The organism is Halomonas garicola, from assembly GCF_031935715.1.
Taxonomy (GTDB): domain Bacteria; phylum Pseudomonadota; class Gammaproteobacteria; order Pseudomonadales; family Halomonadaceae; genus Vreelandella; species Vreelandella garicola.
In genome coordinates, this window is the sequence record NZ_JASSZF010000036.1 from 1 (window position 1) to 25838 (window position 25838).

Genomic DNA, 25838 nt, shown 5'->3' on the forward strand with positions numbered 1-25838 from the left:
GGGGCCTGCATGGGTCTCCTTCGCATGTTGTTGTGTGTCGTAACTCACAACATGCATGACTCATGCAGGCTTTTTCAATCCTATCATGCTGATTTTATTACCCATTTCATGGGGATTCCTCAGGCATGACGCGCCATTTCCCGGCCCTGGTCGTATGTCATCGTCTTGCGGGCCGCCAGAGGCATCTGGTTTAGCGCCGCACTGAAGCCTTCAACCGCTGACGTAGCCGATGCGTCACGCATTTTCGCCAGCAGTAGATAGCCGCTGCTCAGTTCAACCAGCGTGCCAACGGCGGAGCCGTTGTTTTTGCCCTTGATCAGGTCACCTTCCCAGTGGCCGGGCATTTCACGCGTGTCGACCTCGGGAGGACGCAGGTGAATACTGACCATGTCAGAGATCTGGCCCCGCCGATCCACTTCGCCACGGCGAGGCTTGCGCGTGGATTTACCCTGCCGCAGGCAGTGGATCAGCTCCTTGCGAAGCTGGCCAACGGGCAAGGCATAAATGGCGTTGTAGATCGTTTCGCGGCAGACGTAAGCATCGCGCAGGTCGGGTATGTCCATGGCCTTGAGCTTGCCGCTAATCTGCTCGGGAGACAACCGTCGACGGAGCATATGGGCCACCAGTTCAAAGCGCTCGGTGCCGGGTATCAGCTTGCGCTTTGGACGACATGGCGCACGCCGTCTTTGGCGTTGCTGCTGAGCCTGCCGGGCACAGTACGCACGCTGGCCAGTCAGGTTGCGGCGCACTTCACGAGAAATAGTAGAAGGAGCGCGCTCAAGAATCCAGGCAATGTGCCTCTGGCTCATGCCCTGGGCACGGCTAACCTGGATGGTGGCGCGTTCTTCAATGCTGAGTTCGACGTATGACATGGGGCAACACCATAGCAACATAGGCGGGTGTTACTCTCAGTATCTGCAGATAAGAAGGCATATGCGGCGAATGGCACAAATTCGTGGGGAACCGTCAGACTTTACTTGGCAATTACAGTCGGCATGTATATTCTGGCTCAACAGAGCCGAACGTTAGCTCACTACGCTTATCTTAAATCTTTCGCTGTGATCAAACATCGCGAATGCAGCATATATCTAAGGGATAAATAAAATGAAAAAAATCAAAATAACTATTATCAATAGCGTTTTGGCACCCATAATTTCTATAGCATCTTTGGTAGCATTGGCAGAAGAAATTTCGGCAGATGAGTTCGAGAAAAAAGACGAAATGAAGCATCCAATATTGGTCCAGGCCCCCATGCCAATTGAGGCCAAAGAATTCGCTGGTCGCTTGGAGAATGTTAAAGTAGAAAAATCAGGATCAACCTTTATATTTTATATAGGCACAGTAGATGATTATCCGGTCATTGTTTCAAAAACAGGAAAAGGCATGGAGAATACGGCAGCAGCAACTGCCGTTGCGATAAATAAATATAAACCTTCTGCCATTATCAACCAAGGCACATCTGGCGGACATGACCCGGCTCTCAATGTTTTTGACATTGTCTTAGGTGAGCGAACGGTTAATATCGGTTCCATGAAAACAGGGGACCGTGCGGAGGGAGAAGGTATTGAAGCGAAAAACTGGAAGCCTATGGACATTATGGCTTCTGAAGGGAGTGCCGGTGAAGACCCAAATGCTGAAAAGGCTCGCTATTATGAAGCAGACCCAGAGCTTTTGGCCATAGCTAACCAAGAAAAAAATAACCACAAAAAAGGGAAAGTAGTTAAAGGAACAATTGGTTCAGCTGATCTATGGAATAATGAAATAGATCGCATCAATTGGCTCCATGAAAATTACGGCACATCAGTCGAGGAAATGGAATCGGCATCGGCTGCAATGATTGCAAAAGCATACGAAGTGCCATTCCTGGCGATTCGCATTTTATCGAACAATAAAACAAACCAAGGCGCTTATAATGCAGATACAGCAATTGCGAATCAGAAATATGTTTACAAAGTAGTTCGAGAATACATTTCAACACTAAATAACAAGTGAGCTTTTATTTCCTTAACCCATGAAATGTTGATAAACCTATTTGCCTACTGGCAAATCACTACTGATGAACAGCTCAGCCTGCTGGGTCTTGCCAAAGACAAGCAAAAGACTCTCACCCATGAAAGGGATAAGTTGAAGCGGGCGAGCGTACTCCTGGACATACACAAGTCCCTTCGCTTGCTGTTCCCTCACAACCGCGAGCTGGTGTACGGGTGGATGACCCAACCGAATAGAGCCTTTAACGGGGCGACTCCCGTGCAGATCATCGACGAGCGGGGTATGGTGGGGCTGTACATGACATGGTGCGGGCTTATCTGGATGTGCAGAGGAACCGGTAGGCATGGCTTTTAACAATCCGACGGCTTTCCGCCCAACCGCCGCGCGCGGCAGAAAATGCCGGCCACGGTCATCAATCGGCGGCCAGTTCACCAATGCTGGGTAAGATCACTCATGACTCCATTCGCTCAAGATTTGGGGCCCAGTATTTCGGGGACGACCCACACCACGGAAGCTACAGGCATGTCACCAGCGATTGTTTATTGCGAAACGTTTACGATGACGCAAGGCTAGGAACCGATAACTTTTATGTCAGCCGCCTCCTTTAGCCTCGTCCACCGGGCGCCCGAGCTCCAGCTTCTTCCTAGCTTGGGATCACGGTCTGGTCCACTGCTTTAATAGACCAATCCGTACCCGGCTTCGGATTCCCGCCGTTCAAATCTTCAAACAGCCATGTGGTCTCCGCCAGCAGAGACCACATGGCTTGGCAAGGAGGAAGTATGACACAACCCGGGCAACTTTTGCCGTCAGATGGCTGCCTACACCTTGTTGGCGACTGGACGCTGGCACATTTTTCCCGACTGAGGCGCGAGGTTGAGCAACAGACGAAAATTCCTCCGTCGCTGGACCTTTCGCAGCTTGGGGCTCTTGACACGGCCGGCGCCGCTTTGCTGGCAAAACTCATTAGCCCCGAGCGGCTCGCGGCCATTGATGACTGGGCCCCCGCGCTGCCAGCTGAACGCCGGGCTCTACTGCATACCGTGGCCGATGCCATGGCACAAAGCCCCCCTCCTCAGCCCCGCCCTACCCGGCCCGTGAAAGACTTCCTGGCCGAAACCGGCCGACGTGTCGAAAAATTTTGGCACCAGCAATGCCAGCTTATGGGCTTCATGGGCCAGGCTCTGGCAACGCTTGCTACCGGTATCTGGCGGCCGCGCCGTTGGCGCCTGACGTCTTTAGTGGCACAGATCCATCAAACGGGTCTCAATGCCCTGCCCATCGTCGCCCTGCTGACTTTCCTGGTAGGCGCCGTCATGGCTTTTTTGGGCGCCACTGTGCTGCGCGACTTCGGCGCCACAATCTATACAGTGAACCTGGTCGCCTTTGCTTTTCTGCGCGAATTTGGTGTGTTACTGGCCGCCATACTGGTTGCTGGCCGCACCGCCAGCGCCTTCACCGCCCAGCTCGGCGCCATGAAAGCTCACGAAGAACTCGATGCTATCCGCGTCCAAGGGCTTAACCCGATGGAATTGCTGGTGCTCCCCCGGGTGTTGGCAACAATGGTCACTATGCCAATACTCACCTTTGTCGGCATGCTATGCGGGCTGATCGGTGGTGCCTTGGTCTGCCTCCTGGCCCTGGATATCTCACTGACCCAGTTTCTCGCTATTTTGCAACGTGACATCCCGCTTAAACACTTTGTGATTGGCTTAAGCAAAGCCCCATTATTCGCCTTTGTGGTCGCCTTAATCGGCTGCCAAGAAGGCTTTAAAGTCAGCGGCAGCGCTCAGTCGGTAGGCGAGCACACCACATCCAGCGTGGTACAGTCGATCTTCATGGTTATTCTGCTTGATGCCGCCGCCGCGCTTTTCTTTATGGAGATGGGCTGGTGAATCAGGCCACAGAAGCTCAGATAAAATCACCGCTGATTCGGGTACGCGGATTGGAAAACCGCTTTGGTAGCCACGTCGTCCACGAAGACCTTGACCTAGACTTGCGGCAAGGCGAAATACTCGGAGTAGTAGGCGGCTCGGGCAGCGGCAAATCGGTGTTAATGCGTAGTATCATTGGCCTATTGCGCCCTAACGCTGGTGCCATCACGGTGTTTGGCAAGGACCTACAACAGCTTACTTCACAGGACCGCTCGCGAGTGGAGAGGCGTTTCGGGGTGCTCTTTCAGCGAGGCGCACTTTTTACCTCTCTAACACTCGCAGAGAACGTGGCTCTGCCGCTGATCGAACATGCCGGCCTTGCCCGGGACGATGCAGAGATGCTAGCGCAGGTTAAACTGGCACTGGCTGGCCTCCCCGCTCAGGCGGCCGCCAACTATCCCGCCGAGCTCTCCGGCGGAATGGTCAAGCGTGCCGCCCTGGCTCGCGCTCTGGCGTTGGATCCCGAGGTTTTATTTCTCGACGAACCCACCGCCGGTCTTGATCCCATCGGTGCAGAGGCCTTCGACCGTCTAATTCTGACCCTTCGCGACGCCCTTGGGCTCAGCGTTTTTTTGGTCACCCACGACCTGGATACCCTTTATGCGACTTGCGACCGGGTCGCTGTGCTGGCACGCCGTAAGGTCTTGGCCGCCGGCCGGCTCGACGTAGTCTCGACGCTCGATGACGACTGGATTCGCGACTACTTTCAGGGCTCACGGGGACGTGCTGCCCGCCATATTCCCCCCACTACCGAGGAAAGCTGACCATGGAACCCCGCGCTCACCACGTGCTGATCGGACTATTCACGATAATCACCCTCGGTGGCGCTCTACTGTTTGCCCTGTGGCTTGGCAAGACCAGCGTCGAACACGATTACTCCTATTACGAGGTTGGTTTCAGCCGGGCCGTCAGCGGGCTTTCTGAAGGCAACAAAGTCCAATATAGCGGAATCGAGGTCGGCGATGTTGTCAGATTAAGCCTCGACCCCGAGGACCCACGACATGTACGCGCGTTGGTACGTATCTACAGCGACATTCCCATCAAGCAAGACACCAATGCGAGCCTTGCTCTAGCCAACATTACCGGTAGCATGAATATACAATTACGTGGCGGGACCCCGCAAAGTCCCCGCCTAAAAGGCGACCGTGAGCATCCACCGCTAATCGAGGCCAAACCTTCCCCGCTAAACTCGCTGCTCTCTAATAGCGAAGAGCTCTTCACCCAGGTAGACACTCTGTTGGAAAAGGCGAACCGTCTACTGTCCGAAGAAAATGCCGAACACGTGACGCGTATTTTGAGCAACGTTGATATCGCTTCGCAGTCACTAGTCGACGAACGCGGCACCATCGACAAGACGCTGACCCAAGTCCACCGTGCCAGCGTACAGGCTGAAAAGAGCCTGGCGAGTTTCGCACGTCTAAGCGAATCTACCCACGGATTACTGGAAGAGCAGGGACAGCCCATCATGCAAGCTGCACACCAAGCCATGCGCGACCTGGCCACTACCACCGAGCGTCTATCAACGCTCACCGCCACACATGAAGAATCGCTATCCCAGGGCCTGCAAGGCATTGGCGAACTTGCTCCCGCCATGTTCGAGCTACGTAGTACGCTGAGCCAGCTGAACCGCATTACACGTCGCCTCGAAGAAAGCCCGGCTGATTTCCTACTTGGCCGCGACCCGATCCAGGAGTTCACACCATGATCTTGCGCGTACGCCTCGGCATTCTACTCCTTGCCGTATTAATAACCTCGTCGGCCTGCAGCCTACTACCCGATCAAACGCCACAGCGTACCTTCTTGCTACCCGCCACAACGCAACCTGCCTCTTCTGAGCCTTCGCTTGACATGACACTGCGCCTGGAAACGCCTCGCGCCGCCCGATTACTCGCCAGCCCACGCATTCTGGTACGTCCCAATCGCCAGGAAATAAGCGTCTACGCCGGAACACGGTGGAATGACGATGCGCCGGTGCTGTTGCGCGATCGTCTCATCGAGGCCTTTCGCCAGGACGGGCGCCTGGCAACAGTGGTAGGAGAAGGCAGTCGAGTCCAGAGCGACCTCACTCTAAGCAGCGATCTCGGCGCCTTCCAAAGCGAGTACAACGGTGACCAGGCTCCGCAGGCAGTCATCCGCCTAGACGTGCAGCTGCTCGACGAAAGCAACCGCAACGTGGTCGCCAGTCGGCGTTTCGACGTCCGTCAGCAAAGCGATTCTCCTCAACTTGAGTCGGTAGTCGACGCTTTCGGCTTGGCCGCTGACGAGCTTGCAATCCAGCTGGTCGACTGGACCCTTGCCAACACAGATGATTGACTGCTGCCCGCTCTATCGAAGCTGCGGCCAAGAGGCCAACTGACAGTGGCTTATTAAACTCAGGGTTGCATGGGACTGGTCATATGCTCTGGCTCTAGAAGCTCATCGAGCTGGGTCTGGCTCAGCCACCCCTTTTCGAGGACCAGATCATAGACACTGCCACCGGTGTCCAACGCTTCCTTGGCCACTTGCGATGAGCGTTCATACCCAAGTACGGGATTCAGCGCAGTGACAAGGCCGATCGAGCGCTGCACATAGTTCTGGCAGACTTCCCGATTGGCGGTAATGTCCTTCACGCACCGATTGTTAAGTACGATCATGGCGTTATTCAGAATAGTTAACCCTTGCAGCAGATCATAGGCCATGACCGGCTCAGCCATGTTTAACTCAAGCTCGCTGGCTTCCGCGGCGATACCGATCGTCGCATCAAAACCGATCACCTGGTAGCAAACCTGGTTGACCATCTCCGGTACCACGGGATTGACCTTACCCGGCATGATGGAAGAGCCCGGCTGCATAGGTGGGAGATTAATCTCATTGAGCCCGGCCCGAGGACCACTGGACAGCCACCGGAGGTCATTGCAGATTTTGGAGACTTGCACCGCTACCCGCTTCATGGCGCCGGATAGGCAGGCAAACGCTCCCGAGTCCTGAGTAGCCTCTACAAGATCGTTTGCAAGCGTCAAGGGCAACTCGGAGATAACGGCGAGTTTCTCGGCCACCAGCGGCGCGTATCCGGCCGGGCTGTTCAGTCCGGTGCCGATGGCCGTAGCGCCCAAGTTGATCTCGTGCATCTCCAGGGTTGCATGCGAAAGCGCGCGGCGAGCAGATGCCACCATCCCGGCGTACGCCCCAAACTCCTGGCCTAACGTCATCGGGATGGCGTCCTGGTTTTCTGTACGCCCCATCTTCAGCACGTCGGCAAACTCGTCGGCCTTTATCCGCAAGGCGCTGGATAGCTCATCCAATGAGTTCAGCGTCTGCTGAACGGTGAGCAGTACGGCAACTTTTACCGACGTGGGATAAGCGTCGTTGGTGGACTGAGACAGGTTAACGTGGTCCAGCGGGTGCAAGTGGGTATAGTCACCACGCTGATGGCCCAATAACTCAAGGGCGCGATTGGCAATAACCTCGTTGGCGTTCATGTTCGTTGAGGTGCCGGCACCACCTTGAATCATATCCAGCACAAAGTGTCGCCGCAGTTTTCCCCCGATAATCTCATCACACGCCGTCGCGATGGCCTTCGCCTTATCGGCCTCGAGTACACCCAGCTCCTGGTTGGTTTGCGCGGCCGCCTTTTTAACCATGGCCAGGCCGATACAAAGATTACCGTAGTCATCCAGGTGATGCCCGGAGATGGGAAAGTTCTCCATGGCTCGCAGCGTCTGAACGCCGTAATAGGCATCGGCGGGAATCTCTCGCTCTCCCAGGGAGTCGTGTTCTACCCGGGTCGTGCCAATCGCAAATTCGGGCTCACGATGTTCGACCATTCGGGTCGTGGTGCCACGTAGCCGCGCACGCAGGCGTGTTGCCACGCGTAGAATAAGCTCATGCCAAAAATCCGGTTGCCCTTGCTGTAGGCGTTCCTTGGCGGCGGCATCCAGCACCAAAAGCTGGCCAGCGGCCATCGCCCGAGTAGAGAGCCGATGCGGGTTGGGGTCGCCCATGAGAAAGCCTTCAAAGACCATGGCCCCTGGCCCCAGCAGCCCTACACGCCGTATGTCGGCATAGCGACCGTGCAGCAATTCCAACTCGCCCTGAAGCAGGACCCCGAACCATTCCCGGGGCACTCCCTCCTGGCTGATCCAGTCACCACTGGAGAATGTTTGGACATCACCATATTCGCGCAACATATCAACGATATGTTGATCAGCATCACCGATTTGAGTCCCTGAAGTAAGATCCTGAGTGGACACTTCATTAACGTTCATCTCGCTTCTCCTAATAATCGCGATGGTCAAAAGACCTGGGAAATGAGCAACCCGATAATGACGGTGCCAATAGTGGCGACCAGCCCGGGGAGCATGAAGGAGTGGTTAAGCACGAACTTGCCGATCCCGGTAGTACCACTGCGATCAAAACTGATGGCAGCAAGGATCGTTCCGTAGGTAGGGAGGAAAAAGTAACCGTTAACGGCCGGCCACATGGCAACCAGCTGGGGACCACCGATACCTAGCGCCAGCCCCAGGGGCAGTAAGGCCCGAGTAGTAGCGGCCTGGCTGAATAACAGCACCGAGGCAAAAAACAAGCCGATGGCGAAGGTCCAGGGGGCAGCAGTTACCATGTTGCCAAGTCCGCCCACCACGGTTTCCTGATTGGCATCGATAAGCGTCTGACCGAGCCAGGCAAGCCCAAAAATACCCACAAGTGCCACCAGACCGGACCGAGCGGTGGCAGCCCGCGGGACAGCCTCAACGTCTACCCGACAGATCATCAGGATGATCGCTGCCACGGCCAGCATCGTGATCTGGATTGTCAAAGACATGGATAGCGGCACCAGTTCACCGCTGGTATCGGGAAAGGCTGGCCTCAGGCCCTCAAAGAAGCCCAGTACAACGATGGAGGCTACGCCCAGCAGGAAAATCAACGCACTAACACGGCCTTTCCACGGCCGAACAGACTCGGCAGGCTCTTTATCAGTCACCGCAGTGTCCGAGGTAGCGGTATTGGCTGTCACAAGGCTCTTCTCAGATCCGGCAACCTGTGAAGCCTGTGTATCGCTGGGTCCTTCGGGAATCGGTTCTACCAGTCCCTCGCTGACTCGCTGCTGAAACACCGGATCCTCTGACAGTTCCTTCCCGCGGCGGTAGGAAATCAGCGCCGCCAATACGATCCCCATCACTGTGGCGGGCACAGAAATCGCCATAATCGTCGCCAGCGTCATGCCCTCGGATTCCAGTATCACGATGATGGCCGCCATCGCTGCGGAAACCGGGCTGGCGGTGATCGCCTGCTGTGAAGCAATGGTCGAGACCGCAATCGGGCGCTCGGGCCGGATCCCGCTACCGTGAGCGACGTCATGGATGACCGGAAGCAACGGATAGAAAATATGACCGGTACCGGCACCGAAGGTGAACAAATAGGAAACCAGCGGTGCCACGATGGTGATGTGCTTGGGGTATCGGCGAATGATTCGTTCGGCAACGTTTACCAGCCAGTTGATTCCGCCGGCGGCTTCCATTACCGCTGCCGCACTGATCACCGCCAGGATAATCAGCATTACGTTAATTGGTGGTGCGGCAGGCTGCTCGCGGAACACCACCGTCAGGATAAGCAGGCCCACGCCACCCCACATACCAAGAGCGATGCCTCCCTTGCGGGCGCCCAGTGCAATAACGGCCAGCACAGTGAGAAGTTCAAGGAGAAATATCCAGTCCATAGTGTAATCGTCACGCCTCCATGGGTTGTCGATTAACCGGTCTACATTTTTTGCTCAAATATTTTACCTATTGCTACCGTATCCACTATTTAATTAGTTTAAATTGATCCAGATCAATATTTATCCAGTTTATTTCTATTTGGAATGAAAGAAATTATTTTATATGCAAATATTTCTAATAGACGGGTATGAGAGTGTTCGCATGCCTGACTGAATCACCGAATAACCGACGAGAGCCGCTATGCAACATCAAGACGTTGATATCGTGATCGTAGGAGGCGGCGGTGCAGGATTACGCGCCGCGATTGCCGCTGCAGAAAGTGGCAGAAACAAGGGGGAACGGCAGCGCATCGTGATGCTGTCAAAGGTATATCCCATGCGTTCTCATACGGTCGCGGCGGAAGGTGGCGCCGCTGCCGTTACCAGCGATGAAGATACGTTAGAAGCTCACTTTGAAGACACTGTCTCGGGAAGCGACTGGCTTGCTGAACAGGGGGTTGTCGATTACTTCGTCCGTCACGCCCACCAGGAATTAGTGCAGCTGGAACGCTGGGGATGCCCCTGGAGCCGTAAAGCGGATGGTACCGTGCAGGTGCGTCGCTTTGGCGGCATGAAAACGGCTCGTACCTGGTTTGCAACGGACAAAACCGGCTTTCACATCTTGCACACCCTGTTTCAGACGTCGTTGAAATATCCCGAAATTGAACGTCTTGACGAATATTTCGTACTTGACGTCGCAACAGTCGACGGCGCTGTTGCCGGCGTTATTGCCCTACAGGTCGCCACGGGCGAATTGATTTTGCTGCGCGCGAAATCGGTGATCATGGCAACCGGTGGCGCCGGGCGCCTGTTTCAGTTCAATACCAACGCCGGCATCGTGACCGGGGACGGCATGGCCATGGCCTACCGTAGCGGTGTGGCCCTACGCGATATGGAGTTCGTACAGTACCATCCTACCGGTCTTCCGGGTACGGGCATTCTGATTACCGAAGCGTGCCGCGGAGAGGGTGGCCTACTCTTGAATAAGGACGGCTACCGTTATCTGCAAGATTACGGGCTGGGACCGGAAACGCCGCTGGGGGAGCCGAAGAACAAATACATGGAGCTCGGGCCACGCGATAAGCTGTCCCAAGCGTTCTGGCAGGAGCAAAAGGCAGGACGTACCGGACGCTTCGCTGACAGCGACGTGGTCTATCTCGACCTGCGCCATCTGGGTAAGGATTACCTATATGAGCGCCTTCCCTTCATTTGTGATCTGGCCAAGTCCTATATCAATATTGACCCGGTCAACGAGCCCATTCCGATTCGCCCGGCGGTACATTACACCATGGGTGGCATTGAGACAGATGCCAACTGTGAGTCTCGTCTGAAGGGGCTGTATGCCGCCGGGGAGTGCGCCTCCGTGGGGCTGCACGGTGCTAACCGGCTGGGATCGAACTCACTGACGGAGCTGCTGGTCTTTGGCCGCCTGGCAGGCGAACAGGCAAGCCAGCGGGCAGCCACTACCCACTTCGCCGACCTCGAGTCGCTTCAACGGCAGTTTCAAGCCAAGCGGCAACACATCGACCGGCTACGTGAGGCCAGCGGCACGGAAGACCGGGTTGAACTGAAGCGCGAAATGGTTCAGGCCATGGAGGATGGCTGCGGCGTTTATCGTGATGAGGAGCGCATGCAAGGTGCCTTGAACACTATCCGTGAGCTCAAGTCACGGTATCACGATATTCAGCTGAATGACCGAAGCAAAGCTTACAACACCGAATTGCTGCTGTGCATCGAGTTGGGCTTTGGGTTGGATATTGCGGAGGCGACCTGTCTGGCCGCCTTACACCGTCGGGAATCCCGCGGCGCCCATCAGCGCCTCGACGAAGGCCTTCAACAGCGTGACGACATCAACTTTTTGCAGCACAGCCTGGTGTTCTTCAAAACCGACGCCCCTGCAGAGCTGCGCTGGCAAGAGGTAGATACTCGCTTCTCGGCGCCAGCGGTGCGCGCTTATGGCGATGCGGGCAAAGGAGCATAGCAATGACGACCAAACGGCTTAGTATTCAACGTTATCTCCCCGAGCAGAGCGAGGCGCCATTCTGGCAGGACTTCGACGTTCCCTATGACGACAGCACCTCTATCCTTGAGGCCTTGAACTATATCAAGGACGAGCAAGATGCCAGCTTGAGCTATCGCTGGTCATGTCGCATGGCTATTTGCGGCTCTTGTGGCGTAATGGTTAACGGGGTGCCAAAGCTGGGCTGCAAAAGCTTTTTGAGGGAATATCCGGAAACCGTCAAGATAGAACCCTTGGCGCACTTCCCCATAATGAAAGACCTCATTATCGATATGGATCTGTTTCTTGAGCACCTGACCGCCGTTCAGCCTTATTTGATCAATGAGTCGGAAGAAAGCGCAGAGCCCCATAATCAAACCCCGGAGCAAATGGCCAAATACGCGCAGTTTTCCGACTGTATCAACTGTGGGCTTTGCTACTCTGCGTGCCCGCAGTTTGGCCTTAACCCCGGCTTCCTGGGGCCGGCAGCGCTGACGCTGGCACAGCGTTATAACCTGGATAACCGCGACCAGGGTAAAAAGCAACGCCTGACACAAATGAATCGTGACGAAGGCGTTTGGTCCTGCACTTTCGTCGGTTACTGTTCAGAAGTGTGTCCGAAAAATGTTGACCCAGCGGCGGCCATAAACCAGGGCAAAGTCGAATCGGCCAAAGATCTCTTGATCAATTTATTCAAAGGCTAGCTATTCAACTGCAGGAGGCTTTCATGGACAAATCAACAGGACATTTTCCCGAACTTAAACGCACCTGGTGGTTAAAGCACCGTTACTTCATGACCTATATGGCCCGCGAAGCTACGGTCCTGCCGCTGGTTTTTTTCATTGCTTGCTTACTCGCCGGGATATACTGCCTCTTGCAAGGGGCTGATAGCTGGCAAGGATGGCAACAGTTCATGCAAAATCCCGTTGTCATCGCGATTAATCTACTGGCTTTCATTGCCAGCCTTTTCCACGCCGCCACATTTTTCACGCTTTTCCCACGAGTTATGCCGCTTCGCGTAAAGGAACGATTATTGCCAGCGAAATGGATCGTCCTGGGGCAGTGGCTTGCCGTACTGCTGGTAACGGTATTATTTGCCTGGGTATTCATCGGAAGGAGCATGTAATGGAACATCGCATCAAGAAAAGTGCCGAGCCTGTCTGGTGGGCCTTATTCAGCGCCGGTGGTGTCTGTTTTGCGGTATTCGTTCCAGCCGCCATTCTGTTTATTGCCCTGCTATTTCCCCTGGGAGTGTTGCCAACAGAAACGTTTGATTTCGAGCGCAGCCGCGCGATGCTGTTCAGCTTTTTCGGCCTGATGTTCGTTGGCGCTGTCATCTGCCTCCCGCTGTATCATGCGATGCACCGTATTCGTCACGGTCTGCATGATCTGAAGCTGGGCAGTGACAAAACGAACAAGACCATCGCCTATAGCATTGCGACCTTGTTCAGCTTGCTTGCGCTTTTACTGGTGCTGCTGGGAATACTTTCCAGCAATATCTAACACTTTCCGCCCGCAGTGCTATGCGCTGCGGGCGGAAGGCCTTGGGTTATCCCGCCCCCCTTTCTGGCTTCATCTTTTTTGGGACATACATCTAACGTTAAGCACCAAACGTAACAATACATACTAATTCTCTGATATAATACGCCACTTCTGCCGCGCCAGGATTTCCATTCTCTAAAAACAGCCGACCCTTGCGCACAACACGATGACGTTACGGAAGCCCGACACCATGCCATCGCTCAAGAAAATGAGCCTATTTATCGTCTCGGCCACCATCATTGCCCTGCTGCTGATCTTTGTTGGCTGGCAGGGGGACACGGCAGCCACGCTGTTCTCACGCCTACAGGGCATCATGGCGGGCTCTACCGGCTGGCTTCTTATTTTCATCATAAACGCCGTGCTGCTGTTTGCCTTGTACCTATTGTTTACGCCGCTGGCCCGGATTCGCCTGGGCGGGCCCGACGCACGCCCCGAGTTCAGCCGCCTTGACTGGTTTGGCATGCTGTTTGCCGCGGGCATGGGCATCGGGCTTTTGTTCTACAGCGTTTCCGAACCGTTGCAGCATTACGCCTCGTTCCGTCCTTATTTAAGCAGCGATGCCACTACCGCCCAGTTTTCCATGGAGATGACGTTTCTTCACTGGGGGCTGCACCCTTGGGGCATCTACGCCCTCGTAGGGCTGACGCTGGCCTTCTTCCATTATAACGCCGGTCACAAGCTCAGCTTTGAGGCGCCGCTACGCGAACTCCTGCCCGCTGCCTGGGCACGCCGCCTGGGCTGGGTGGCGAATATGGCAGCCGTGATTGGCACTATTTTTGGTATTACCACCTCATTGGGGCTTGGCGCCAGCCAGGCCAGTGCCGGCATCGCCGAGCTAACCGGGTTGGACGCCAGCCTGGGGCTCAACCTTGGCGTTATCGGCGTGGTGTGTACGCTGGCCATGGTCAGCGTGCTCAGCGGGCTGGGCAACGGCGTCCGTCTACTCAGCAAACTGAACCTGGTCGTCGCGGCCAGCCTGATGCTGTTTGTGTTATTTGCCGGCGAGCCGCTGTTTATTTTCAAGGCGCTGGGTGAGCATCTGGGCGGCTATATCAACGACTTGCCCAAGCTATCCACCTGGAACGAGACCTATAGCGGTACCCACTGGCAGTCGCAATGGACCATTTTCTACTGGAGCTGGTGGATCTCCTGGTCTCCCTTTGTCGGCATGTTCATCGCCCAGGTCTCTCGGGGCCGGACCATCCGTGAATACCTGCTTGGCGTCCTCTTTGTCCCGACCCTTTTCAACTTTCTGTGGATGACGGTGTTTGGCAGCAACGCGCTGTTTCTGGAGCTGTTCGAGAATGCCGGGTTTGCCAATACCGTTACCGTTGCCCCTGACGAAAGCCTCTATCGCTTGCTCGACTACCTGCCGCTGAGCACCTTCACCACGGGGGTGGCCGTACTGGTCGTGCTGATATTTTTCGTCACCTCAGCCGACTCCGGCGCCCTGGTGGTGTCAACGCTAACGTCAAACGGCAACGCCCCCAGCTGGCGACAGCGCTTCTTTTGGGTCGCGGCGGTTGGGCTGGTCACCGCCTTTCTGCTGCGCGCCGGCGGGTTGGACACCCTCCAGTCGGCGGCCATTGCCAGCGGCCTGCCGTTCGGCCTGCTGCTGCTGACGTTCATCCCGGCGCTGAGCATCGCCCTGCGTCGCCCTTACGTACGCCCCCAGGATGCCGGTACGGAAGCGAACGCCGACGTGCAGTCCGGGCCTTCTGCCCAAGAGGCTGAATAATGCTATTTGCCTGCACACCGACTGGTGGCTCCGCCACACCGGAGCCACTTCATGAAAGTCAAAGTCCGGATAGATCGTCGGTGCCATCCTGGGCATGCCCCAGCTGATAAGCGACTGAGCATTCGCAGCAGTAGCCGGGCATACATTCTTGTATGTAAGTAGGCGGCTGCACTATACTCCTTCTCCTCGCTAGGGCTACCACTGCCGCCAAAGCGCGGAATGCGAAGAACCCAGCCATACACCGCGCCTTGGGGGCCAAGTCACGATGCGAACCTCTGCCAGACCTGTATTTACGTCTTTCACCAAGCTGCTCAATCTTGCCAGCCTGATGCTGATGGGCTTCGTGCTTGCTGCCTGCTCAGATGCCGAACAAACCTCTGACGACACCGAGGCGTCGCCGCCTGCCGTGCTGGTAGCGCCGGTGGTCGAGCGTTCGATAAGCGCTGGCGAGTCCAAGGTGGCACGTACCCGTGCCGTACATCGGGTGGAGCTGCGTGCGCGCGTTTCCGGCCCGCTGGTGACGCGTAATTTCACAGCAGGAGAACACGTCGAAGAGGGTCAGCTATTATTCGAGATTGAGCCGGATCAATACGAGGCCGAAGCGGCCGCAGCGGCCGCTAGCGCGGCCGAAGCCAAGGCCAGTCATGACAAGGCCAATCAGTACCTCAATCGTCTGAAGTCGGTGGCCAGCGGTGGCGTGGCAGCCTCGGATATGGAAACGGCGCGCAACGACGTGCAGACCGCCAAAGCCCGGCTGGAGCAGGCCCGCGCCCGACAGCATTCGGCCGAGCTGCAATTGGGTTATACCGAGATCCATGCGCCCATCGCCGGCCGTATCAGCGAGGCCCAAGTCGATGTTGGCAACCTGATTGGACCAGACAGCGGTGTGCTCGTCACGATCGTGCAGCTGGACCCCATCTACGTCGACTTTACCGTCAGCGAGCGCGAAACCACACGCTTTATCCAGCGGCGGCGCGAGGCGGATGACGACCAGGCAGATATTGATGACTATCGCCTTCGCATGCGCCTGTCGGACGGCAGCCTGTACGAGCAGGGAGGCCGGCTGGACTATGTAGCAAGCGAAGTCGACCGATCAACCGGCACGCTAGCCATGCGCGCGGTAGTGGATAATCCGGAGGGCGTGCTGCGCCCCGGGCAATTCGTGACGGCGCTGATATCCGATAGCGAGCCGCAAAAACGTCTGGTCATCCCCCAGGCCGCGGTTCAGCAGGATAAAGAAGGCTACCAGGTCTTGGTGGTCGACGGTGATGGCGAGGTCGAGCGTCGTCAAGTCAAGCTTGGCGACCGCCGCAAGGTCGATTGGGTTGTGGAATCGGGGCTGCGTGCCGGGGAAAATGTGATTTTCCAGGGGCTACAGAAGGTGCGTCCCGGAATGACTGTCACCGCCGAACCGGGGAATCCCCGTGCCGGCCTGACCGATGAGTCGGGAGATTAGGCCGTGTTCAGTCGTTTCTTCATTCATCGGCCGCGTTTCGCGATTGTCGTCTCCCTGGTGATTGTGCTGGCCGGACTACTGGCGCTCACCGGTTTGCCCGTCAAGCAGTATCCGCAGATCACACCGCCCGGGGTTCGAGTCATGGCCACCTACCCCGGTGCCAGCGCAGACGTGGTGGAATCCACCGTAGCCACGGTGATCGAAGACGTGGTCAACGGTGTTGACGGCATGAGCTATATGTCGTCGACCAGCAGCAACGGCCGCTACGAGCTCAACATCACCTTCGAGCTGGGCACGGATCCGGATATCGCCGCGGTTGATGTCCAAAACCGTGTTTCGCTGGTTCAGGCCCAGCTTCCCCAGGCCGTGGCCGATCAGGGCCTGTCGGTGTTCAAGGCATCGGTCTCCATCCTGCAGATCTATGCGCTGTACTCGCCGGACGAATCCCATGACGCGCTGTTTCTCTCCAACTACGCCAGCACCAACGTGGTGGATAGTTTATCGCGGGTGCCGGGGGTCGGCGACGTCTTTATCTTCGGCGCCCAGGATTACGGCATGCGCATCTGGATGCAGCCGGATCGCATGGCCGACCTGGGGGTAGTGCCCAATGATATTGCCGGGGCCATTCGCAGTCAGAACGTTCAGGCAGCGGCTGGCCAGGTCGGGGCGCCACCGGCGGCAGACAGCCAGCAGTACCAGTACACGGTGCGCGCCCAGGGTCGCCTTGATGACCCCGAAGGGTTTGGCAATATTGCCCTGCGCACGACCACCGATGGCGGCATTCTGCGTATCAGCGACGTGGCCGATGTAGAGCTCGGCGCCCAGTCCTACAGCTCTTTCGGCCGCTTTTCCGGCCAGCCGGCGATTCTGATGGCCGTCTTCCAACAGCCCGAGGCCAATGCCCTGGACGTGGGACAAGGCGCCGAAGAGGAAATGGCCGAGGTCGCCAAGCGCTTCCCCGAGGGGATGGACTATGAGCTGGCGTTCGACACCACAGACTTTATTACGGTCAGCCTTCAGGAGCTGATCGTCACGCTGGTGATTGCTCTTGTGCTGGTGATCGCCGTCGTCTTTGTGTTCCTGCAGAACCTGCGGGCAACGTTGATACCGGCGCTGGCGATTCCGGTATCGCTGATCGGCAGCTTTGCGGTGCTGCTGCTGATTGGCTTCTCGATCAATACCATTACCCTGTTCGCGCTGATACTGGCGATCGGGGTGGTGGTGGACGACGCCATTCTCGTGCTGGAAAACGTCCAGCGCCATATGGATGATGGCATGTTGCCACAGAAGGCGGCACTCACCACCATGCGCGAAGTGACCGGCGCGGTAGTGGCCTCCACGCTGGTGCTGCTGGCGGTGTTCGTGCCGGTGACTTTCATGCCGGGAATCGCCGGTCAGCTCTACCAGCAGTTCGCCCTAACTATCTCTATTTCAGTGGCGATCTCCTCGGTGGTCGCGCTAACGCTTAGCCCTGCACTATGCGCGGTGCTGCTCCAACCCAGGACAGAGGCGACTCCGAGCCGAGGGTTCCGCTGGTTCAACGCAGGGTTTGAGCGGCTGACCCGCGGCTATGTCCACGCTGCCGGCTTCTTTGCGCGCTACGGCTGGGCCACGCTGGGCGTGCTGGCCGCTACCGGCGGACTGGTGGCCGTGCTGTTTGTAAGCGCGCCCACGGGCTTTCTACCTGACGAAGACCAGGGGGCACTGTTTGTGCAGATCCAGCTGCCCGATGCGGCGTCGCTTGAGCGCACCGACCGCATCATGCGCGAGGTGGACTCGCGGGTCAGCGAGATGGAGGGCGTGGCTGATATCATCTCTATCCGCGGCGCCTCGCTGCTCGGCAGCGACGGCCCCAACGTCGCCATGGCCATTGTGCAGCTCAATCCCTGGGATGAGCGCGGCGATGCGAGCCTGTCGGCGGCAGCGCTGACCGAGCGCGTTTCGCAGCGCCTGGCCGATATCGCCGGAGCCACCGTCACGGTGTTCGCGCCCCCGGCCATTCCGGGGTTGGGCGTGGGTGGCGGATTCGAATTCACGCTTCAGGATTACGCCGGCCACGGCCCGACAGCGCTGGCACAGACGGCGAGAGGCCTGGTCCAACGGGCCAATCAGGATCCGCGTCTGGCGCGCGTATTCACGTCCTACTCACCGGACGTGCCGCAGATACGCCTGAACGTCAATCGTGATCAGGCGCACCTGCTCGACGTGCCAATCAATGAGATTTTCACCACCCTTCAGGCTCAGCTCGGTTCGCAGATCATCAACGACTTCAACCTCAGCGGCCAGCTATATAAAGTGGTCATGCAGGCAGAGGCGACCAGTCGCGCCGAACCCGATAACATTAGCCAGCTGTATGTGCGCAGCCGCGGCGGCGACATGGTTCCGGTAGCGGCGCTTGGCGACGTCGAGGCCGAGCTCGGCCCAGAAAGCCTGGATCGCTACAACCAGTTCCTATCGGCGACTCTCAACGGCTCGCCGGCCCCGGGCTACAGTACCGGTCAGGCGCTGGAGGCAATGGAGGAGCTGGCTGCAGAATTTTTGCCGGAAGGCTATGGCTTCGAATGGTCTGGTGCGTCCTACCAGGAAAAAACCAGCGGCAGCGTGGCGCCGATTCTGGCCTTGTCACTACTGTTCGTGTTCCTGTTCCTGGTGGCCCAGTATGAAAGCTGGGCTATCCCGGTCGCGGTACTATTGATCGTGCCAATTACCCTGGTCGGGGCGCTATCGGGCATCCTGCTGGCCGGTACCAGTCTCGGGCTGTATGCACAGATCGGACTCATCATGCTTGCCGGCCTATCGACCAAGCAGGCGATACTGATTGTGGAGTTTGCGCGCACCCAGCGCGAGGAAGAAGGCCTGTCGATCGTCGCTGCTGCCGCTACCGCGGCACGGCTGCGCTTCCGGGCAGTGATGATGACGGCGCTGTCGTTCATGCTCGGCATCTTCCCGCTGCTCGTTGCCACCGGCGCTGGCGCCGGCGCCAGGCACTCGGTGGGCGTCGTCGTATTCTTTGGCATGGCGGCAGCTACGGTGATTGGCACTCTGCTAGTACCGGGCTTTTATACCCTGATCCAACGCGGGCGCGAGCGCGGCCGCCATTCGGAGGCTTCATGATGGTTCGCCGTTTGATCCTTGCGCTGGTTCCCTGTGCAGTCGTGCTCACTGGCTGCGCGGTCGGTCCCGATTATAAGGCCCCACAGGCCGAGACTGATGCCGAATTCAACCAGCTGCGCCGCGACGCCGGGCTGACGGCGGGTCAGCCCACTGAGCTTTCGCGCTGGTGGACGACGCTGGACGATCCGGCTCTGAACCAGCTGATCGACCAGGCGGTAACAAGCAATCTGGATCTGCGCGCCGCCGCCTCACGGCTGCGTCAGGTCCGCGCCCTGCGTAACGTTGCCGAAGGCGACCGGTTCCCCACCCTGGACGCCAGCGGCGGGGCTCAACGCTCGCGTTCCAGCGAGAACGTCTCCGGCAGCGACGATTTGACCACCGAGCTTTACTCCGCCGGCTTCGATGCCGGGTGGGAGCTGGACCTGTTCGGCCGCGTTGCCCGCTCAGTGGAAGCGGCCGAGGCCGACGTTGACGCAGCGGCCGAGTCGCGGCGTGACATTTTAGTGTCCGTGCTCGCCGAGGTGGCGTTAAACTACGTCGAGGCGCGCAGCTTCCAGGAGCGCCTACGTATCGCTCGCGATAACCTGGAAAGCCAGAGCGAGACCTTCGACTTGATCGAATCGCGCCACGCCGCGGGTCTGGTACAAGATATCGACCTGGAGCGTGCGCGCAGCAACGTGGAGACGACGCGCAGCAGCATTCCACAGCTGGCAACCCGTCTCGAGCGCGCACGCAATCGCCTGGCCATGCTACTGGGTGAAAAACCGGGCGCGCTCGATGATGTCTTCACACAAGCCAAGTCAGTCCCGAACCCGCAGTTAGAAGTCGCCATCGGCGTACCCGCCGATCTACTGCGTCGTCGTCCCGATATCCGCCGCGCCGAGCGAATGCTAGCCGCCGAAACAGCCCGGGTGGGTGTGGCTACTGCTGAGCTCTATCCTAAGCTTCGCTTGAATGGCTCGGTAGGGCTGGAAGCGCTGAGTGGCGGCAGCCTGTTCGAGTCAGCCAGCCGCACCTTCGGCATTGGTTCCGTCGTCAGCTGGCCGCTGTTCTCCGGTGGCCAGGTACGCAACCGCATCGAGGCCCAGTCCGAGGTCCAGGAGCAGGCCTACATTAGCTGGAAGTCGGCCGTACTAGGTGCGCTTGAGGATGTCGATAACGCGGTCACTGCTTACGCCAACGAGCAGATTCGCTACGCCTCGCTGCAGAGCGCGGCGAAATCCGCAACGCGCGCCGCGACGCTTGCTCGCTCGCGCTATGACGCCGGTGTCGCTGACTTTATCGAAGTGCTCGATGCCGACCGTGAGCAGCTGGCCGCCCAGGATGCGCTGGCCGCCAGCAACGCCGAGATCACCACTAATCTGATCCGGCTCTACAAAGCGCTGGGCGGTGGCTGGCAATCGCTGGCCGAAGAGTCGCCGTCGGCGACCTTGACGGATTCCTGAGTTGTCTTCAGGCCAGGGACAACCGCAACTACCCCGTCGAAGCGCCTGGCTGATTGCCGCGCGCCCCCATACGCTGCCGGCGGCCGCCGCGCCGGTATTCGTGGGAACGGGGCTGGCTGTCTACATGAACGTGTTTGCCATGCTGCCGGCGCTTGTCGCACTACTCGGCGCGCTGCTCATTCAGATCGGCACAAACTTCGCTAACGACTACTACGACGCCCGGTCCGGCGTCGACACGGAAAACCGCCAGGGTTTTACGCGAGTGACCCAGTCCGGCCTCATCAAGCCGGCCGATGTCCGGAGCGCCATGGTCGCTACGTTCACCCTGGCCGTGCTGGTCGGTAGCTACCTGGTCGCGATAGGCGGCGTCCCTATTATCGTCATCGGAGTAGTAAGCATCGCCTCCGGGGTACTCTATGCGGGCGGCCCATACCCCTTCGGTTCCTATGGCCTCGGCGACCTTTTCGTCTTCATTTTCTTCGGCATCGTCGCCGTCACCGGCACCTACTACGTACAGGCGGCCTCTTTTGTGCCCGCTTTCCCGCTCTGGCTGCCCTCTGACACGCTGCCGGTCACCGCCATTCTGGCAAGCCTTCCCGCCGCCGCGCTTGCGACCAATATTCTCGTCGTCAATAACATGCGCGATCGCGAAACCGACCGGGCGGCAGGCAAATACTCGCTTGCGGTCTTGATTGGCTATCGGTGGAGTCGGATCGAGTTTTTAGTCATGACGGGGATTGCCTACACCATCCCGGTCCTGTTCTGGTACCTGGGCTACGGCCCATTCGTTCTCGCGCCGCTACTCACCCTGCCTTACGCCTTCCCCATTATCCGCACGATCCTGCAAAGGACCGACGGCGCGGCGCTTGATCCCGCGCTTGCCCAGGTCGCAAAGCTGCTCGCAGCGCACTCTTTTTTGTTCGCGCTCGGCCTGGCACTGCCGGCATTTTTATAAAGCTGGGCGTACGCGCCTTTTCATCTCGGCGTTTCATCTCGGCGTTTCATCTCGGCGTTTCAGCCTTCGGGGTCGTCGAGCTCTGATTCGGTGAGCGACTGCGGGTCGCGGATACGATGACGGCGGAAAAATGTGCCACTCTCCGCTTTATCCGCCTGCCTAAGCGCAGACGCGGCCACGGACGCAGGAGTGGCCAGGCCGAGTTCCTGTAACGCTGCCTCCGCCCGGGCTGCCCGCGCCTCGAAGGCGTGCAACGCCGCCAGGGTGTTCTCATCGAGGCGTCCCCTGGATTCGAAGTACTTCAGCCGCGGGTAGCGCCCGGCCAGCGCAACGCCCCAATCAAGCGCCGGGTTCCACCATGAGTTTATCTCGCGCCCCTTGCCGGTACGCTGCTGCTCCAGCACGTCGTTGAGCGCTCCGTTCAGCAGCTTCAGGTCGAAGTCGGCGCCCGGCACCGGCTCAGCTACAGAGCCACCGGACCCGGCGCCATAGGCGTCAACGCCCGTTCGCGAAGGCCCGGTACGCGTATCGCGATAGCGGGCCAGCGTCATCGTATCGCTCGCCAGCACCGGTTCGTTGACCGGCAGACGGACGGCCTCGGGGTCCCCCATCAGCTGGCCCCAGGACATACGAATGAAGGTGTGCTGGTCTTCCATGCCGGGATGCGTGCAGCGCAGCCCGACGGCATAGGCTTCCAGGGGTTCCTGCATGAACTGAAACCCGCTGTAGCGCGCCCAGCGGACCACCAGAAACTCATGCGCCGCGGCGCCGGGCAGATGGAAATTCACCTCCTGCAGGTAGTCCAGCACGATCTGAACCTGCTCGTCCGACAGTTCAAGGTCCTCGTGTAGCGGGTACATACCTTCAAAGGTGTTGCGCACCGGCCTGGGCCGCGCGGCCATATAAGCATCGAGCTCGGCCTGGGTGCATGGGCGTGTTTTTTTCAGAACCGTACTGTTTTTCAGAACCATAGTGCGACTTCCTTTTCTTCTCTCGCGAACGGTCAGATTAGCTGGTTGCGGTCGAAGAAGTCCGTGTCCTCGAAGTAGCCACCGCGGCCCTCAAGGATAATACCGTAGCGGTTGACCACCTCAATACGTTCCAGCCACTTGAGGCTGCGAAACCCGGTCGAGGTTTCCAGGCGCAGCCGCACCGGGGCGCCGTTCTTGGCCGGAATCTCGCCTTCCTCGTTGAGCTCAAAGGCAACCATCGTCTGGGGCATCCGCGCCTCCACCATCGGCGTGGACTCGTAGTAGGTGCCCCCCTCGTACAGGGCGTCATCGCGGCCCATGTTCTGGAAGCTGATGTACACGACGTCAGTCGCGCCGGGCAAGGGCCCTACCATATCCAGCAGGTCCGCCATGGCAATGCCGCGCCAGCGCCCAATCGAAGTGAAGCCCTGCACGCAGTGGTGAAGCGTCGTCTGAGAGTGGCCCGCAGCAAGCTCGCGCAGCTCGGCAATCGTCAGCGTCAGCGGGCGCTCAACGTAGCCACCGATTTCGAGCACATAGTCGTCCTCGTAGCCGTTGGCCATCAGCGCCAGGTATTCTTCGGTTTCCGGCGGGCGCCCGCTGCCACGGAAGTGATGGGTGGCGTTAGCAAGCCCCACGTCCCTGCCGGTGATATTCGAGCGATCGTAGTGCATGCGCGCGGGCAGCTTATACAGCAGGTTCGACCACGGCCGCACAATCACGTTGTGCAACCTCTCAACGGCGCGGCCGTCCGCCAACGACCACCGCGTGGCGACCACGTGCAGGGTGACCACAAGGGCGAGGCCGAGGGTAAAAATAGCGCCGCCCAACACAGGATCGTTGGAGTGCCCCAGCACCATCTTGGACGTCTCGTGCAGGTAGCCGTGAAGAAAGACCAGCGGCACGTGTATGGCGAAGAATGCCAGATACCCCACAAGGCAGAAAAAGTGGACGCTACGAATCACCTGGCGGCCGCCCAGCGCACGGGTGATAACAGAGAAAGAGTTGGCGATGGCCGGCGACTGAAAGGCACCGGTCAGAATGACCAGCGGCGTCAGTATCAGTATCACGAACCCGTAGGACAGCTGCTGCAGGGCATTGAACACCGCCCCGTCGACGGCGTGGGGCATGGTAAAGGCGAGATAGGCCAGCATATCCTGACCCGCTTGGGCAAAAGTGTCCCAGCTGGTGGGAACGTAGCGCCGCCACTGGCCTGTCGCCAGCAGCAGCACGAAATAGGTGAACCAGCAGCTAACAAACCCCGTCACCGTGATGAAGTGCCAATACCGCCCCAGCCCCAGCAGGCCACGCCCGGGGAGAGAAATGCGCGGGGAATAGTCGTTGTACTCTTCGCCCACCGTGTAGTACTTGTGCTTAGACTCCTCCCGAATCGTAAACTGAGCCCAGGATGAGCCGGGCACGCTGTGCTGCGAGCGATAAAGCTTGGGGTAGGAACCCAGAATCTCGAGGCCCGAACGCACCAGAAATGAAATAAAAATGATATTGAGGAAGTGCTCTACCCGAAGCCACCACGGAAATCCGAGATCCATTGCGAAGCCCTTGTCAGTCCATGAAACGTTGATTGTCGGGAGCGGCGACGATCATTCCGTAGCGCAGCGCCGCAAAAAGCACGATGTAGCCTGTAGAGGCAAAAAGCGTCAGATTCCAGATCGCGGCGGCAGCGACGCTGGCCCCGTTCCAGACATACGGCGCACTGCCCAAAAGACCGCCAAGATAGACCAGCAGGGAAGCCAGCGCGATCGCAAGCCCCCGGTTCCAGAGGCGGGCAGAGGTCAGCAAACCCACGGCGACGAACACGGCTGACGCCCCGACAACAGCCCACAGAATTGGCGTCGCGAAGAAAAACGGCTCGTGGCTCAATAGCGCGGAAGCCGCCGACGCACCGCCGATGACGGCCACCATGGCAATCAACAGCAGCCGGGTGGTCCGCGGGAGATTGATACGAACGTAGCGCAACAGCGGAGCGCGATTCTTACCCGGCTTGGCGTGCTTCAAGACTCGCTGAGTCGCGTTTTTGCTGCCGCGAAAATCCACACCGGCACGCAGAGCCGGAGAGTTTTCGTCTTCCATTACGATGTACTGCCTCCATCGAAGATGATTAATCGCCGGCCGCTGTTCGGCACCGTCAGATATCTATTGACGCTATTGCGCCCGGCCAGCTCTTCATCGCTATATATAGCGACCTTCATCCATCAAATAGTAACGCAGGTACGGCTGAAAGGCTTGCAAGAGGCCCATAACCTGCCGGAGTTTGACTCCAGGTACCCATGGCCAGTGAGATGGGGATACCGTCGCGCAGCGCGAGCTGCCTTTACACCCGCCCTTTGGGTGCTCGCCTTGGCCCAAGGGAGCGCGTGCACTTCCCCACTACTGTCGTCGCGAGGAGCGTAAGCGACGTGGCGATCTCGTGCCGTGCCGTTGGCGCTGCTCCCACTACCGTCGTCGCGAGGAGCGTAAGCGACGTGGCGATCTCGTGCCGTGCCGTTGGCGAGAAAAACCGAGATTGCTTCGCTGCGCTCGCAACGACGCAGGAAGGTGAAGTGCTCGCCTTGGCCCAAGGGAGCGTGTGCACTTTCCCACTACTGTCGTCGCGAGGAGCGGAGCGACGTGGCGATCTCGTGCTGTGCCGTTGGCGAGAAAAACCGAGATTGCTTCGCTGCGCTCGCAACGACGCAGGAAGTGAAGTGCTCGCCTTGGCCCAAGGGAGCGTGTGCACTTTCCCACTACCGTCGTCGCGAGGAGCGTAAGCGACGTGGCGATCTCGTACGGGCGGTGGCGCTGCTCCCACTACCGTCATCGCGAGGAGCGGAGCGACGTGGCGATCTCGTGCCGTGCCGTTGGCGAGAAAAACCGAGATTGCTTCGCTGCGCTCGCAACGACGCAGGAAGTGAAGTGCTCGCCATGACCCAAGAAAGCGCGTGCATTATTCCCACTACCGTCGTCGCG

General features: G+C 58.4%; 20 protein-coding genes and 1 pseudogene. 15 read left to right on the plus strand and 6 right to left on the minus strand.

The window, feature by feature from the left end; all coding sequences use genetic code 11:
- Nucleotides 1-122 precede the first annotated feature (122 nt).
- A pseudogene (locus RS027_RS11665) lies at nt 123-872 on the minus strand (IS30 family transposase); the annotation flags it as partial.
- A 232-nt stretch (nt 873-1104) separates the two neighbouring features.
- On the opposite strand from RS027_RS11665, the gene RS027_RS11670 reads away from it, so the two are divergent.
- The 6 genes from RS027_RS11670 to RS027_RS11690 all read left to right on the plus strand — a co-directional run bounded on the left by RS027_RS11670 (nt 1105) and on the right by RS027_RS11690 (nt 6233).
- On the plus strand, nt 1105-1992 hold the full coding sequence (locus RS027_RS11670; protein WP_311957117.1) for a 5'-methylthioadenosine/S-adenosylhomocysteine nucleosidase: 888 nt from the start codon (nt 1105-1107) through the stop codon (nt 1990-1992).
- Between the two features lie 24 nt (nt 1993-2016).
- Entirely contained in the window at nt 2017-2343 is a 327-nt protein-coding gene (locus RS027_RS13515; protein WP_376717595.1) for an antitoxin Xre/MbcA/ParS toxin-binding domain-containing protein, read from the plus strand.
- Nucleotides 2344-2768: 425 nt separating this feature from the next.
- Nucleotides 2769-3881 carry an ABC transporter permease gene (locus RS027_RS11675; protein ID WP_311957119.1) on the plus strand — a complete coding sequence of 371 codons (1113 nt, stop codon included), beginning with the start codon at nt 2769-2771 and terminating at the stop codon, nt 3879-3881.
- Nucleotides 3875-4684 (plus strand): ABC transporter ATP-binding protein, encoded by an 810-nt coding sequence (locus RS027_RS11680; protein WP_376717596.1) that lies wholly within the window; start codon nt 3875-3877, stop codon nt 4682-4684. Before RS027_RS11675 ends, RS027_RS11680 begins: the two co-directional genes overlap by 7 nt.
- Nucleotides 4685-4686: 2 nt before the next feature.
- Complete coding sequence (locus tag RS027_RS11685; RefSeq protein WP_311957123.1) at nt 4687-5625, plus strand: MlaD family protein; 939 nt, start codon at nt 4687-4689, stop codon at nt 5623-5625.
- A complete protein-coding gene (locus RS027_RS11690) occupies nt 5622-6233 on the plus strand; it encodes an ABC-type transport auxiliary lipoprotein family protein (RefSeq protein WP_311957125.1) in 612 nt (203 codons plus the stop codon). Before RS027_RS11685 ends, RS027_RS11690 begins: the two co-directional genes overlap by 4 nt.
- Nucleotides 6234-6292: 59 nt before the next feature.
- Here RS027_RS11690 and RS027_RS11695 read toward each other — a convergent pair whose 3' ends face one another.
- Complete coding sequence (locus tag RS027_RS11695; protein ID WP_446497138.1) at nt 6293-8164, minus strand: aspartate ammonia-lyase; 1872 nt, start codon at nt 8162-8164, stop codon at nt 6293-6295.
- Nucleotides 8165-8190: 26 nt separating this feature from the next.
- Entirely contained in the window at nt 8191-9612 is a 1422-nt protein-coding gene (locus RS027_RS11700) for an anaerobic C4-dicarboxylate transporter family protein (protein WP_311957128.1), read from the minus strand.
- A 241-nt stretch (nt 9613-9853) separates the two neighbouring features.
- Here RS027_RS11700 and frdA point away from each other — a divergent pair, with 241 nt between their 5' ends.
- From frdA to RS027_RS11745, 9 genes are all read left to right on the plus strand, one after another.
- Nucleotides 9854-11632 carry a fumarate reductase (quinol) flavoprotein subunit gene (gene frdA, locus RS027_RS11705; protein ID WP_311957131.1) on the plus strand — a complete coding sequence of 593 codons (1779 nt, stop codon included), beginning with the start codon at nt 9854-9856 and terminating at the stop codon, nt 11630-11632.
- Nucleotides 11633-11634: 2 nt separating this feature from the next.
- On the plus strand, nt 11635-12354 hold the full coding sequence (locus RS027_RS11710; protein ID WP_311957133.1) for a succinate dehydrogenase/fumarate reductase iron-sulfur subunit: 720 nt from the start codon (nt 11635-11637) through the stop codon (nt 12352-12354).
- Between the two features lie 23 nt (nt 12355-12377).
- Nucleotides 12378-12776 carry a fumarate reductase subunit C gene (locus tag RS027_RS11715; RefSeq protein WP_311957136.1) on the plus strand — a complete coding sequence of 133 codons (399 nt, stop codon included), beginning with the start codon at nt 12378-12380 and terminating at the stop codon, nt 12774-12776.
- Complete coding sequence (gene frdD, locus RS027_RS11720) at nt 12776-13153, plus strand: fumarate reductase subunit FrdD (RefSeq protein ID WP_311957138.1); 378 nt, start codon at nt 12776-12778, stop codon at nt 13151-13153. Before RS027_RS11715 ends, frdD begins: the two co-directional genes overlap by 1 nt.
- 229 nt (nt 13154-13382) lie before the next feature.
- Nucleotides 13383-14930 (plus strand): BCCT family transporter, encoded by a 1548-nt coding sequence (locus tag RS027_RS11725; protein ID WP_311957141.1) that lies wholly within the window; start codon nt 13383-13385, stop codon nt 14928-14930.
- A gap of 265 nt (nt 14931-15195) precedes the next feature.
- A complete protein-coding gene (locus tag RS027_RS11730) occupies nt 15196-16386 on the plus strand; it encodes an efflux RND transporter periplasmic adaptor subunit (RefSeq protein WP_311957143.1) in 1191 nt (396 codons plus the stop codon).
- Between the two features lie 3 nt (nt 16387-16389).
- On the plus strand, nt 16390-19500 hold the full coding sequence (locus RS027_RS11735) for an efflux RND transporter permease subunit (RefSeq protein ID WP_311957145.1): 3111 nt from the start codon (nt 16390-16392) through the stop codon (nt 19498-19500).
- Nucleotides 19497-20945 carry an efflux transporter outer membrane subunit gene (locus RS027_RS11740; RefSeq protein WP_311957147.1) on the plus strand — a complete coding sequence of 483 codons (1449 nt, stop codon included), beginning with the start codon at nt 19497-19499 and terminating at the stop codon, nt 20943-20945. The genes RS027_RS11735 and RS027_RS11740 overlap by 4 nt, the downstream gene beginning before the upstream one ends.
- 1 nt (nt 20946) lies before the next feature.
- Nucleotides 20947-21900 (plus strand): 1,4-dihydroxy-2-naphthoate polyprenyltransferase, encoded by a 954-nt coding sequence (locus RS027_RS11745; protein WP_311957151.1) that lies wholly within the window; start codon nt 20947-20949, stop codon nt 21898-21900.
- A gap of 59 nt (nt 21901-21959) precedes the next feature.
- Here RS027_RS11745 and RS027_RS11750 read toward each other — a convergent pair whose 3' ends face one another.
- Genes RS027_RS11750 through RS027_RS11760 form a run of 3 tightly spaced genes read right to left on the minus strand, consistent with a single transcriptional unit; the run spans nt 21960 to nt 24962 of the window.
- Nucleotides 21960-22871: a hypothetical protein gene (locus RS027_RS11750; protein WP_311957154.1), complete on the minus strand. Its 912-nt coding sequence runs from the start codon at nt 22869-22871 to the stop codon at nt 21960-21962.
- Between the two features lie 32 nt (nt 22872-22903).
- Nucleotides 22904-24421 (minus strand): molybdopterin-dependent oxidoreductase, encoded by a 1518-nt coding sequence (locus RS027_RS11755; RefSeq protein WP_311957156.1) that lies wholly within the window; start codon nt 24419-24421, stop codon nt 22904-22906.
- A gap of 13 nt (nt 24422-24434) precedes the next feature.
- Nucleotides 24435-24962, minus strand: a complete 528-nt coding sequence (locus tag RS027_RS11760) for a hypothetical protein (protein ID WP_311957158.1) — start codon at nt 24960-24962, stop codon at nt 24435-24437.
- Nucleotides 24963-25838 lie beyond the last annotated feature (876 nt).